Origin of the sequence: Terribacillus sp. DMT04, assembly GCF_019056395.1 — a bacterium.
Taxonomy (GTDB): domain Bacteria; phylum Bacillota; class Bacilli; order Bacillales; family Amphibacillaceae; genus Terribacillus; species Terribacillus aidingensis_A.
Genome location: NZ_CP077639.1, coordinates 1,539,874 through 1,552,365, shown reverse-complemented (window position 1 = coordinate 1,552,365; position 12,492 = coordinate 1,539,874). Strand labels below are relative to the sequence as shown.

Sequence of the window (12,492 nt, the reverse complement as noted above, 5' to 3'; positions counted from 1 at the left end):
GGGAATTGTCTTGTTAAGAGACGCTTCAGTTGAAGATTTTTTATAAAGGGCTAGAGTAAACACTCTAGCCCTTCTGGTTTTATAGAGAATCTAGGTATTCTTGTAGTTCGGCATCTGTAGAAGGAGCAGTTACATCGCCACCGACGATCTTTTGCTTCCATTCGTTTACAGCTGTCTTGATGTCCTCTGTATATGCATCTTTATTTGTTTCTGCAATATTGATTCCATCATCTTTCAAACCATAAGAAACGATTTCTCCTCCAGGGAATTCGCCGTCCTTGGACTGCTGCGCAATATCAGCAACCGCTACATCAACAGCTTTCAGCATGCTAGTCAACGTCACGTTGTTATCTCCAATTTGGCCTTCTTCATACTGGTCACGGTCAACACCGATTACCCAGTAGTTTCCTTCTGGATCATTGTTTTTCAAATCTTTTGCTTGTGCGAATACACCATTACCTGTACCGCCAGCAGAATGGTAGATTACATCTACGCCGGAATTGTACATGTTGGATGCAATCAATTTCCCTTTATCAGGTGCACCGAAGGACCCAGCATACTGTACATCCACTTCAATATCTTTGTTAACTGATTTCGCACCAGCAACATATCCTGCTTCAAACTTCTTGATCAATTCACTTTCTTCTCCGCCAACGAAGCCGATTTTACCAGATTCGGACTTCATCGCTGCAGCTACACCGGCAAGGAAAGAACCTTGCTGCTCTTCGAACACGATGCTTGCTACATTCTCTTTATCTACGACTGAATCGACGATGGCAAAATGCGTATCTTTATGCTGATCAGCGACTGTACCAATATCCTCGGCAAGTTTGAATCCAATTCCGAAAATCAGATTCGTGTTCGATTGCACAAGGCGATTTAAGTTTGTCACATAATCAGATGCACTGTTTGACTGCAAGTAAGAATAACCTGCATCTTCTTTTAGGCTGTTGTCTTCACCAAATTGCGTAAGACCTTCCCAAGCGGACTGGTTAAATGATTTATCATCAATACCGCCAGTGTCTGTAACCATTGCTGTTTTGAAGCTGTTATCGCTTCCGCCTTGCTCTGAGCTGCCGCCAGAACCGCAAGCGCTAAGAACAACGCCTACGACAAGTAGCAAACCTAAAAGTACTGCATAACGACGCATTTTCAAGATAGAAACCCCCAAATGATAGATTGATAATTAAGCAGAAGCCAGGATTAAACATGAGTAAATAATTAGTACATAATTACTACATCTGCTCCACTCGAAACATAATATATCATCTTTTTTACAGAAAATAAACACTTGTTTTACAAAAAATACGAATATTTTCGTTTTATTTCACTTATTTCATCGCTTTTTTGTCGCACATTACCGAATTATGCCCTACGATAGTTTGTCCTCAGCCGTCTTGGAAACGAGTACTTGCCGCGGCTTGCTGCCCTCATAAGGTCCTACAACTCCCCGCTCTTCCATCGCATCAATTAAACGTGCAGCTCTCGTATAACCTACCCGGAACCTGCGCTGCAGCATGGATACACTGGCACTTTGCATATCCGTCACCAGAAAGACTGCATCATGGTAGAGTTCATCTTCTACTTCAGCCTGCACTTCTGTTTCTTCATCTGGAATCATATCTGTCTGGTATTGTGCTTTTTGCTGTTCAATACAATGATTTACAATACCTTCCACTTCATCATCAGAAAGGAAAGCCCCTTGAATACGCGTTGGCTTAGATGACCCAACCGGGATAAACAGCATATCGCCGCGTCCCAGCAGTTTTTCTGCTCCTCCGCTGTCCAGGATGGTGCGGGAATCTATCTGAGAACTTACGCTGAAGGCAATACGAGATGGAATGTTAGCTTTAATTACGCCTGTAATAACATCTACAGATGGACGCTGTGTCGCAATAATTAAGTGAATTCCAGCTGCACGAGCCATCTGCGCTAATCTTGTAATTGCATCCTCCACTTCACTTGATGCAACCATCATTAAATCAGCAAGCTCATCTACAAGTACAACAATGTATGGCAGGAACGGCTGCTCCTCTTCGTTTTGTTCGTTTTGTTTTTTAATATACGTATTGTACCCTTCAATATTACGCGTGCTCGAATCGGAAAACAGATCATAACGGCGTTCCATCTCTGCTACTACCTTTTTTAATGCTCTGGAAGCTTTTTTCGGATCTGTCACAACTGGTGTAAGCAAATGCGGAATTCCGTTGTATACATTCAATTCTACTTTTTTCGGGTCAATCATCATCATTTTTACTTCGTGCGGCTTTGCTCGCATTAAAATACTCGTAATTATCCCGTTGATACACACACTCTTACCGCTTCCTGTAGCACCAGCTACGAGCAGGTGGGGCATTTTATTCAATTCGGCTACAATCGATTCTCCAGAAATATCCCGCCCAAGTGCGAAACTCAGCTTGCCTCCATTCTTCATCTGGCTGTTATCGAGCACCTCTCGAAGCGACACACTTGCTACTTCTTTATTGGGCACTTCAATTCCAACAGCAGATTTACCTGGTATCGGCGCTTCAATTCGGATATCCTTAGCTGCCAGCGCCAAGGCAAGGTCATCATGCAGATTCACAATCTTACTTACCTTAACTCCTGTATCTGGATATACCTCGTATTTCGTTACAGCCGGTCCGACATGCACTTTGCTCACTTTCGCTTTCACGCCAAAACTTTGGAATGTTTGTTCAAGCTTTCTTGCGACTGCTTGGATTTGTGTTCGCTCTTGCTTTTGACTGTTTTTCTTTGGCTGTTTCAGCAACGTCATACTTGGCAGCTGATAATCGCGGTTTTCCAGCTCCGAAGCTGGCAGTGCCTCTTTTTCCGCCGGTATCTCTTCCCTGCTCTTCTGCGGCTCTTCTTTTGGCTCAATAATCTCAGGCTGCTCTGGTTCCGCATAAGCGATATTCGTGAAATCCTGAATAATCGGCTCCTCGTGTACAGGACTTGATTCTGCTTCTGTCATCTCTGCAGCTTCTTCTTTCTCTGCATGCATAACCTGCTGTTTCTCTGACCTTGGCTTCGGTTTCTTTCTTGGTCGATCTGATCGTTTTCTCTCCTTGCTTTCTGACAACTTGTCTTTCATCTTATCTGATGACGCATTGGCTCCCTTTCTCACGAGCAGTACAAGTTTTTGAACAAGAGTGGAAAGAGAGGTATTACTTAAAATTAAAATACCAATCAATACGAGAAAGAATGCGACGATTTTTGCTCCTGTTGAGGAGAACAGATAATAGCACAAAGCGAACAGAACAGCGCCAATCATCCCTCCGCCGAGCGCCGAAGGATTTAAGGCGTCTTGAATGTAAGCTAAATAATAATCCCAGCTCGTTTTAATAATAGATGGCTGTGCCACTTGGCTCAATTTGTCCTCAAATGCTTGGATATGGGTAAACAGTAATACTCCCGCAGTTACTGCATACAAGCCAATCAGTTTTTTGTGGAACAAATTCGGCTTTTGGCATTTGGCCATTAAATAGAGACCAACAGCCCCCATAAAGACAGCCAGCAGGAAATACCAGCTTCCGAAGAAAAAGCGGAACAAATGTTCAAGCGCATTCGGAATTGCACCGTCACTGATTGCTCCAGCTCCGCTGCCAAAGACAGCAAGAAATATTAATAACAGGCCGATAACTTCAAAGCTCATGACATGTTTAAATTTGGTTTGTCGTTTTTTTGTTTTTCGTTTTGCCATAATAGCGAATCTCCTTGTTTTGCATTGCTTATGTATTTCTTTAGATGGAAAGAAAACCCCTGCCAAAGGCAAGGGTTTTCTCTCTTTACGTCCTCTGCCGCCTTATTTAGTATAACATAGGCAGCAAAAGTGCGAACGTACGTATTCATTTACAAGGAGAATATTTTCCCTGGAGAACAGCTTTCATCCAGGAAATGAGCTGGATCTGTCGACAACAGCTGATGCACACGGTATGTACCATTTCCCATATGCTCTGCATGAACGGTTCTGCCGCGATATTCCATAATTTGATAATCGGTAAATTGATTCGATTCCGGCGGAAAAATATCTTCTGCTGCAAGTGGGGTATACAGAATCATTGCAATTCACCGTGTTGATCGGATTTATACTCGTCCATCAATTCAGTCAGCTTGCGCATAGCATGCGCGACACCGCCAACTTCATGGATTAATCCATAAGAGACTGCATCTGTTCCGATGACATTAGTCCCAATGTCACGTGTTAGATTTCCTTTTGCAAACATAAGCTCTTTAAACTTATCTTCGGTGATAGAAGAGTGAGACGTTACGAAACTGATGACACGATCTTGCATTTTATCCAAGTATTCAAAGGTTTGAGGAACCCCAATCACAAGGCCGGTAAGACGTATTGGATGAATGGTCATAGTCGCAGTCGGTACAATAAAGCTGTAATCCGTACTTACAGCGATTGGCGCACCAATTGAATGCCCGCCACCAAGGACGATGGAAACAGAAGGCTTGGATAACGATGAAATCATCTCAGATATCGCAAGTCCGGCCTCTACATCGCCGCCAACCGTATTCATCAAAACAATGAGGCCCTCGATTTTCGGATTTTGCTCTATTGCAATCAATTGTGGGATAACATGCTCATATTTTGTTGTTTTATTTTGAGGCGGCAGCTGCATATGTCCTTCAATTTGCCCGATAATGGATAGAACATGGATACGGGAATCAGGTGCTTGCGCTACGGAAGTCTGGCCAAGCTGCTGTATCTTCTCAATAATGGATTTCCCGCCAGATTCCTCGTTTTCGTTTTCTTGTTTATCATTACGTTCCTTTGCCATTTTCGTAACTCCTTTCCATACTTGCTTTTAGTATGGACAGCTGAAGGAACAGCATACATCTGAAGAAGGAGCAAGTGCTGTGTTTTTTACAGACTTCATGCAATAAAAAATCCAAACAAAGACGACATTCTCTTTCAAGAAAGTCCATCATCGTTTGGATTTTTGATTTGCTCTTTTTTTGATGCTTATTTCAAGAGACTAGCGACGCTTTGCTTTTCCTCTTCGGTCAGCTCGACCAATGGCAGACGAACACCGCCGACTGCAATACCTTTTTGATTTAGCGCTTCTTTCACAGGTGTCGGACTTGGTGCTTGGAACATCCCCTGCATAACTGGAAGAATCTCTTGATGAATGCGAGCAGCTTCTGCTACATTGCCAGCTTTATGCGCCTGCAGCATCGCTTGCATCTCATTCCCGATTATGTGAGAAGACACTGATACGATGCCGTCACCGCCGATTGCAGCGACAGGCAGTGTTAGATCATCATCACCGCTATAAAGACTAAAATCAGCTGGAGTGCCGCTAATAACCTTCGTCATTGCTGCTAAATCACCACTGGATTCTTTTACCGAAACAATATTAGGAATCATTGCCAATTGAATGATTGTTTCTGGGTCAATTGTAATAACCGAACGTCCCGGAATATTATAAAGCATAATTGGCAGCTTGGTGCTGTTCGCCACTGCCTCAAAATGCGCGTACAATCCGCGCTGGTTAGGCTTGTTATAATAAGGCGCAACAATTAAAGCAGCGTCAACTCCGATTTTTTCTGCTTCCTGCGTCAGTGTAATGCTGGCTTCTGTATTATTGCTTCCCGTACCAGCTATGATGGGAATACGGCCATTAACTGTCTTCACTGTATGACGGAACAAATCAAGCTTTTCTTCATGAGAAAGCGTTGGTGACTCTCCTGTTGTTCCAGCGACGACAACAGCGTCCGTTCCATTATTTATTAAATACTCAAGCAGCTGGGAAGTCGCATTATAATCGATCTTCCCATGACTGTCGAATGGCGTTACCATTGCTGTAATAATGTTACCGAATTTCATCGTAAAACTCCCCTGCCTTCAACACATTATCTGATTTAGAGACTAAGTTCAAATGTCGCATGAAGCGCATTCACTGCCGTCACTAAATCTTTCTCCTTAATCAATACCCAAATGGTAGTGTGGCTATCCGCGGATTGCAGAATATCTATTTCTTTATCTGTCAATGTGTGAACAATCTTAGCCGTAACACCAGGTATGCCTGTCATACCTGCACCAACAAGAGAAACCTTCGCACAGTTATTGATAACTTGCGGTTTCAGATCAAGCTTGTGTAAGATATCCTGCGCCAAATTTACTTGCTCTGCCGCAATCGTGTACACAATACCATTCGGTGAAATGTTAATAAAGTCTACCGAAATACCTGCTTCGGCCATCGCTTTAAATACACGGGATTGAATCTTGTAAGCTTCCGTATCAGTTTCAATTTTTATTTGCGATACGCCTGCAAGATGTGCAATACCTGTAATTAAACGATCAGGAATATCCTTACCGGCAAATTCAGTTCGTGACGATGTGACGAGTGTACCTTCTGAAAGTGATCCGGTTGAACGGACACGCATCGGCACCTTAGCCTGCATAGCTATTTCCACAGCTCGCGGATGAACTACTTTAGCTCCTTGATAAGCTAAATTACATATCTCCGAATACGTTATCACATCAAGTTTTCGGGCTTCTTCCACTACTCGAGGGTCGGCAGTCATAATGCCTTCTACATCGGTAAAAATATCGACAAATTCCGCCTGCAAAGCAGCACCGAGGGCCGCAGCTGATGTATCACTGCCGCCTCGGCCTATCGTTGTAATCTCTCCGTTTTCGGTCATTCCTTGGAAGCCAGCTACAACGATAACATCATGTGTTTCTAGTTCCTTCCACACTCTATCGACACGCATTTCTTTTATTTTTGCAGCTGTAAACTCTTCATTTGTAATGAAGCCAGCTTGAGAACCAGTCAAGGCAGCGGCACGAATACCTTTTGCATTCAGTGCATTGGAGAAGACAACGGACGAAATAACCTCACCGCACGAAAGCAGCAAGTCCTTCTCCCGTTTTGATATATGTGTCTCTCCCGGCAGCCCGACTAATCCCAGCAAGGAATCTGTTGCATACGGATCGGGATATCTACCGATAGCTGATACAACAACTACTACTTTATTACCTTGCTGAACCGCGGATTCAATATGCTGAATGGCCTCCGCCTGATTATCTCGAACCGACGTACCGCCAAACTTCTGTACTAACACTTTCATTTCTACACCTCAGATTGTAAGCAAGTTATGCTGAATTAAGCGTTCTGCAATCTGAACACTATTCCAAGCCGCACCCTTCAATAGGTTGTCGGACACAATCCACAGGTGGAATCCATTATCATGATCTGGATCCTTGCGCACTCTTCCGACAAATACATCTTTCTTGCCAGCGGCAGAGAGCGGTGTCGGGTACGTTTGTGTACTCGGGTCATCTTCTAGCACGATACCTTCTGCTGCTGCCAGTTTCTCATGAATGTCTTTAACGGAAAGACCGTCTTGACCGAGTTCAACATAAACGCTTTCGGCATGAGAAGTAAACACTGGCAAACGAACACATGTTGCAGATACACGCATGTCTTCCGCATGCATAATTTTTTTCGTTTCATTGATCATTTTCATTTCTTCATACGTGTAGCCATTATCTTGGAACACATCTATTTGCGGCAACGCATTGAATGCTACTGGGAAATGGCGTTTGTCGCCTTTTACGGGCAAGACACTTGCTTCCATATCTTCACCGTTCAGGAATTGCTGTGCTTGGTCCTTCAATTCATCAATAGCAACTGCACCCGCTCCAGATACAGCTTGATATGTGGAGACGATAATACGGGAAAGTCCGTAAGCTGCTTTTAATGGTTCCAATGCAGCTACCATTTGAATGGTAGAGCAATTCGGATTAGCAATGATGCCTTTATGCGTTTTTAAATCTTCTTCATTTACTTCTGGAACAACAAGCGGCACTTCCGGATCCATCCGGTAAGCACTTGTGTTATCAACAACTACTGCACCGCGCTTCACTGCTTCTGGTGCTAAAGCTTTTGAGACAGAGCCTCCTGCTGAGAATAACGCAATGTCAACACCTTCAAAGCTCTCCGGCATCGCTTCTTTCACCGTATAGCTTTTTCCTTTAAAATCTATTTGCTGACCAGCTGATCTGCTGGAAGATAATAAGGAAAGCTCGCCGATCGGAAAGTCACGGTCTGCGAGAGTTTCCAGCATTTTTTGACCTACAGCGCCTGTCGCGCCTACTACTGCGATATGATAACTTTGCTGTGCCATAAAAAAACCTCTCCTCTGTCTATCTCAATGGATACGTATGATATGGTTGGTACGCTAAACCCTATCATATCATAATTTTTCTGTGATAGGTTATTGATTGAGGAGTTTAGGAAAAACGTTGGACCAATACAGGCTGCAGCTGTTTGTACTGCAAAGCAGCTTCAATCGTTTCAGGCAGTTTTGTCATATCCGCAACAAGAGAATTCGGCTTTTTAAATGGATCATCTTGACCGAATGGAATGAAATACATGAATTTAGCCGCCATCAGCCGCATTAAATTAACACCGTTCAAGCCCAATGCATCGTTTGTACTGATTCCAAGCACAATTGGTTTCTCGTTTCGGATTGTTGCTTTCGTTGCCATTAACACGGGGCTGTCAGTTAACGCATTGGCAAGCTTTGACATGCTGTTGCCAGTTAACGGTGCAATGACCATACAATCCAGCGGCTCTCGCGGACCGAGCGGTTCTGCTTCCGGAATCGTCTTTATGATCTTCGTTCCTGTCAGATCACTGATTTTTTGCAGGTGATCCTTGGCGTCTCCAAAATACGTGTCGGTAAATTGCACCGTATTGCTTACAATTGGCACGACCTCTGCACCTAATTTTACGAGAAGTTCAATCTGCGGAAATATTTCACTATAGGTGCAATGTGAGCCTGTAACTCCGAACCCAATCCTTTTTCCTGCTAAACTCATGCGCTTCTCCCCCTTTTAACTGTTTGTTAAGATCTGTTTAATAACGACGGATAAAATATTTCCAGCTGTCTTCGGTGCAACAATACCCGGCAGCCCTAAAGCATGAATAGCTTGGATTCCCCGTTTTTTGGCGTAGTCGAAATCGATACCGCCTGGTTTCGAAGCTAAATCAATCATCAATCCTTGCGTTGGCAGCTGTTCAATTACAGGTCGCTTCACAACAAGAGCTGGAATTGTATTAATGAGAATGTCGCTGTTCTGCACTACTTCTGGAAGACGGTCAAGGAAAAAGGCGTGCATACCCATTTGGCTTATCCGAGCAATATCGGCATCATGAATGGACCCTACGTGAACATCTGCACCAAGCGCATCAAACTTAGCCGCAACACTCATTCCAACACGCCCGAAACCGAGTACTGTAACTTTTGATCCATGAATCGTGAAATCTGTATGTTTGATGGCAGTCATAATTGCACCTTCGGCTGTAGGAATCGAATTGTAGATGGCCACATCATCTCTGTCGAACAGCGATACAAGGCGCAAGTTACGTTTCTTGCATGTTTCCGTCAAGTACGTATTTGTAATGCCTGTAAAAATAACACAATCTTTAGGAAGACGATCCATCCAAGCTTCTGTAAGCTGAATATTCTTATCAGAGAAGACCGTCTCAATTTGGCCGTCAGGGCCCAGACCAGGAATCGGCAGAATAATGGCGTCCAGTTGTTCCGGGTCGATGTCTTCCATCTCCCGCTGAATACCGCCAGTGAAGCTTTGATTAATTTGATCAAAACCCACTGCAAAAACAGATGCATTCGCACTGCACTGCAGGCTGCGAATCATCTCCAAGTAGCGGGCATCACCGCCAAGGACAGCGATAGTCAATTCGGTGGTCAAACTCTCACCTCGCTCTGCAGCGTTATTTTCGTAGATTTTCTTGCAATAGAAATGTTGCTTTCCAGTTATCATATGAGGATTACAGAGAGGAGTGCTTGAATTGGTGGCATTGTACAGACAGAAATTATATGCTGTGACGAAAGATGTGCATCCGCCTTCCTGTGCGGCTTTCATTAGCGCCCACAAAAAAATCCAAACGCAGGATAAATTCTTTCATAAGAAATTATCCTTGTTTGGATTTTTTTACGTATACTTTTATCTTACTAGTCACGAGTTAATAAGTATCATATGTTTGCCGATTGTCTGGATTTCTTCCCAAGCAATACGGTTGTCACTGCCTTCTTTGCGCAAGCCGAACCACTTATAATTCGGAATGAGAAAAGCATCAATCTTGCCTGTAACTGGGTTAAACTCTACATCTGTTTGACCGAGCACCCCTAAACGTTCGCCGTTGTTCACATCAATGATCTCTTTATCTCCAATATCCTTGAATCGCAAAGCCGATCAGCTCCTTTTTATTTTGGTGCTACTATCGCTCTAGCTTGCTCTTTGCCGAATACGTGATGAATGATAGCATTCACATCATCCATCGTCACATTGTCGATTTTCTCGATTAATTCATTAAATGACGGGTGTTTACCAAGCATTAATTCGTTCCGGCCATTTCGGCTCATTCTGCTATTTGTGCTTTCTAAGCCAAGCATATAGTTACCCTTCAGCTGTTCTTTTGTATTCCGCAATTCCTTTTCCGTCAGCCCGTCTGCTTTCAGCTTATCCGTAGTTAAACGAATTGTCTCCTGCAGTTCATCCAGCTGCTCTTTGCCAGTACCCGCATAAATCGTCAGCATGCCGCTATCTTTATGCGTACTATGGTAAGAGAATACAGAATACGCTAAGCCCTTGTCTTCTCGCACATCTTGGAACAGCCGTGAACTCATGCTGCCGCCTAGTACATTGTTTACAACCATAAGGCTGTAGCTAGCTGGATCATCCAGCTTCAAGCCATTGTACCCAATTGTCAGATGCGCTTGCTCTGTTTCTTTCGCTCGGCGGATTGTATTCGGAAAGAATGGCGGTGCTTGTAATTCTCGATGTGCCGACGCCGCTTCGAAGGAACCAAAATGATGTTCCACATCTTTTATAAACGAATCATCTACATTTCCGGCAATTGAAATAACAATTTTTTCCGGAACATAATGAGATTCTTTGTAGTTACGAACAGACTCACTGTTAAAGCTCATTACCGTGCTTTCTGTACCTAGGATGGGCAACCCAAGCGGATGTTTGCCATAAGCAGCTTCTGCAAGCCAGTCATGAATAATATCATCTGGCGTATCTTCTGCCATCTTGATTTCTTCCAAAACTACTTTCTGTTCTTTTTCTATTTCTTCCTGAGCAAATTGCGATTCAAAGAACATGTCTGCTAATACTTCCAATGCGAATTCTTTATGCGTATCAAGTACTTTGGCATAATAGCATGTGTATTCTTTAGAAGTGAAAGCATTCACCATGCCTCCGATAGCATCAAAAGCTTCCGCAAGTTCTTTTGCTGAGCGCTTTTTTGTTCCTTTAAAGAACATATGCTCTAGGAAATGAGAGAGCCCATTATTTATTTCTTCTTCATTTCTGGAACCTGTCAAGATCCAGATACCGATCGTTACGGATCGTACCGATGGCATGTTTTCTACTACAACTCGTAATCCATTTTTGCATGTGTGTCTTTGCAGCAAATTTAAATCCTCCCAATCAGCAGCATGTACTGCTGTACCATTATCTTCCTTCATTCAATATCGTATCCAAAGTCGACACACTGTACCCTTTTTCTTCGATAACTTTCAGCATGTCGGCAAGTCCTGCTTCTACAACAGGTGTTGGATGCATCAAGATGAATGCTCCTGGATGCAATTTCTCAGTCACGCGTTTCATCATAACAGGTACTGTCGGTTTTTGCCAATCAATGGTATCAACGGACCACAAAATCGTCTCCATTTGCTGTTCAGCGGCAGCTTCAATGACACCTTGATTAAAGCTTCCGCTTGGCGGAGCGAAATAGGTAGGTTTGTCACCTGTAATAGCGTTAATAATCTCATTCGTCTGCGTTATCTGTTCAACGGAGTCTGCTTTGTTCATTTTTTTCATATCGGGATGATTATAAGCATGGTTGCCAATAACGTGCCCTTCTTCTTCAATCATTTCGACAATTTCATTATTTTCTTTTGCCCACTTGCCCTCAATGAAGAAGTTCGCCTTCACACCGGCATCTTTTAATGTTTGCAAAATAGCAGGAATATGTTCTTCTCCCCATGAAACATTAATCAGCAAAGCAACCTGCTCTTGATCTTCTCTCGCCCGATAAATTGGTGAAGCTGGAAGTTCGTCCAATGTAACTTCCGGTTCGACTTCCTCTAATACGAGCAGGTCCCGATCAAATGTGCCTGTCTTTTGCATCTTTTCTACTGAAGCATCAACATCAACCTTGACACCCGCTTTACCGGGTATTTTCTTCCATATCTTATCGATTCGAGCATTCTCAGACGGCTTTTCAACTTCCTTGCGTACCGCCTCTATTTCCTGCCGCAATTGTGCTTCATCAGATCTCACTGCTATATCAGAAAATACTGGATGATGGCTCACAGACGCTGTTTGAGACGGCAGATTACCACCATCAATCAGCAGAAGAATCAGCGTGACGAAAACAAGCAAGTGTATAATAATCCGATGCATTCCCATCCCTCCCCTAAACTAGCTTATGAGGA

At 43.4% G+C, this 12,492-nt stretch carries 12 protein-coding genes; all 12 read right to left on the bottom strand.

Features of this window, described 5'->3' with window-relative positions; translation table 11 throughout:
* Positions 1-79: 79 nt before the first annotated feature.
* On the bottom strand, positions 80-1,156 hold the full coding sequence (locus tag KS242_RS08285; RefSeq protein ID WP_217323880.1) for a BMP family lipoprotein: 1,077 nt from the start codon (positions 1,154-1,156) through the stop codon (positions 80-82).
* A 216-nt stretch (positions 1,157-1,372) separates the two neighbouring features.
* A complete protein-coding gene (locus tag KS242_RS08280) occupies positions 1,373-3,703 on the bottom strand; it encodes an FtsK/SpoIIIE family DNA translocase (protein WP_217323879.1) in 2,331 nt (776 codons plus the stop codon).
* A gap of 149 nt (positions 3,704-3,852) precedes the next feature.
* Positions 3,853-4,062, bottom strand: a complete 210-nt coding sequence (locus KS242_RS08275; protein WP_217323878.1) for a YlzJ-like family protein — start codon at positions 4,060-4,062, stop codon at positions 3,853-3,855.
* Positions 4,059-4,790: a ClpP family protease gene (locus tag KS242_RS08270; RefSeq protein ID WP_217323877.1), complete on the bottom strand. Its 732-nt coding sequence runs from the start codon at positions 4,788-4,790 to the stop codon at positions 4,059-4,061. The genes KS242_RS08275 and KS242_RS08270 overlap by 4 nt, the downstream gene beginning before the upstream one ends.
* A gap of 185 nt (positions 4,791-4,975) precedes the next feature.
* A complete protein-coding gene (gene dapA / locus KS242_RS08265) occupies positions 4,976-5,839 on the bottom strand; it encodes a 4-hydroxy-tetrahydrodipicolinate synthase (protein WP_217323876.1) in 864 nt (287 codons plus the stop codon).
* A 35-nt stretch (positions 5,840-5,874) separates the two neighbouring features.
* Positions 5,875-7,086 (bottom strand): aspartate kinase, encoded by a 1,212-nt coding sequence (dapG, locus tag KS242_RS08260; RefSeq protein WP_217323875.1) that lies wholly within the window; start codon positions 7,084-7,086, stop codon positions 5,875-5,877.
* Between the two features lie 9 nt (positions 7,087-7,095).
* Positions 7,096-8,145, bottom strand: coding sequence for an aspartate-semialdehyde dehydrogenase (locus KS242_RS08255; protein WP_217323874.1), 1,050 nt, complete (start codon positions 8,143-8,145; stop codon positions 7,096-7,098).
* 106 nt (positions 8,146-8,251) lie between these two features.
* Positions 8,252-8,842, bottom strand: a complete 591-nt coding sequence (gene dpaB / locus KS242_RS08250) for a dipicolinate synthase subunit B (RefSeq protein WP_217323873.1) — start codon at positions 8,840-8,842, stop codon at positions 8,252-8,254.
* Between the two features lie 15 nt (positions 8,843-8,857).
* Entirely contained in the window at positions 8,858-9,736 is an 879-nt protein-coding gene (dpaA, locus tag KS242_RS08245; protein ID WP_254391842.1) for a dipicolinic acid synthetase subunit A, read from the bottom strand.
* A gap of 267 nt (positions 9,737-10,003) precedes the next feature.
* Positions 10,004-10,234, bottom strand: a complete 231-nt coding sequence (locus KS242_RS08240) for a YlmC/YmxH family sporulation protein (RefSeq protein WP_077309485.1) — start codon at positions 10,232-10,234, stop codon at positions 10,004-10,006.
* 17 nt (positions 10,235-10,251) lie between these two features.
* On the bottom strand, positions 10,252-11,466 hold the full coding sequence (locus KS242_RS08235; RefSeq protein ID WP_217324101.1) for a M16 family metallopeptidase: 1,215 nt from the start codon (positions 11,464-11,466) through the stop codon (positions 10,252-10,254).
* A gap of 40 nt (positions 11,467-11,506) precedes the next feature.
* Positions 11,507-12,460: a polysaccharide deacetylase family protein gene (locus KS242_RS08230; protein ID WP_254391841.1), complete on the bottom strand. Its 954-nt coding sequence runs from the start codon at positions 12,458-12,460 to the stop codon at positions 11,507-11,509.
* Between the last annotated feature and the right edge of the window lie 32 nt (positions 12,461-12,492).

Bases quoted from the DNA above. Each gene is read 5' to 3' on its own strand.
- KS242_RS08280 (WP_217323879.1), bottom strand. From the start codon at position 3,703: ATGGCAAAACGAAAAACAAAAAAACGACAAACCAAATTTAAACATGTC.
- KS242_RS08275 (WP_217323878.1), bottom strand. From the start codon at position 4,062: ATGATTCTGTATACCCCACTTGCAGCAGAAGATATTTTTCCGCCGGAA.
- KS242_RS08270 (WP_217323877.1), bottom strand. From the start codon at position 4,790: ATGGCAAAGGAACGTAATGATAAACAAGAAAACGAAAACGAGGAATCT.
- dapA (WP_217323876.1), bottom strand. From the start codon at position 5,839: ATGAAATTCGGTAACATTATTACAGCAATGGTAACGCCATTCGACAGT.
- dapG (WP_217323875.1), bottom strand. From the start codon at position 7,086: ATGAAAGTGTTAGTACAGAAGTTTGGCGGTACGTCGGTTCGAGATAAT.
- KS242_RS08255 (WP_217323874.1), bottom strand. From the start codon at position 8,145: ATGGCACAGCAAAGTTATCATATCGCAGTAGTAGGCGCGACAGGCGCT.
- dpaB (WP_217323873.1), bottom strand. From the start codon at position 8,842: ATGAGTTTAGCAGGAAAAAGGATTGGGTTCGGAGTTACAGGCTCACAT.
- KS242_RS08230 (WP_254391841.1), bottom strand. From the start codon at position 12,460: ATGCATCGGATTATTATACACTTGCTTGTTTTCGTCACGCTGATTCTT.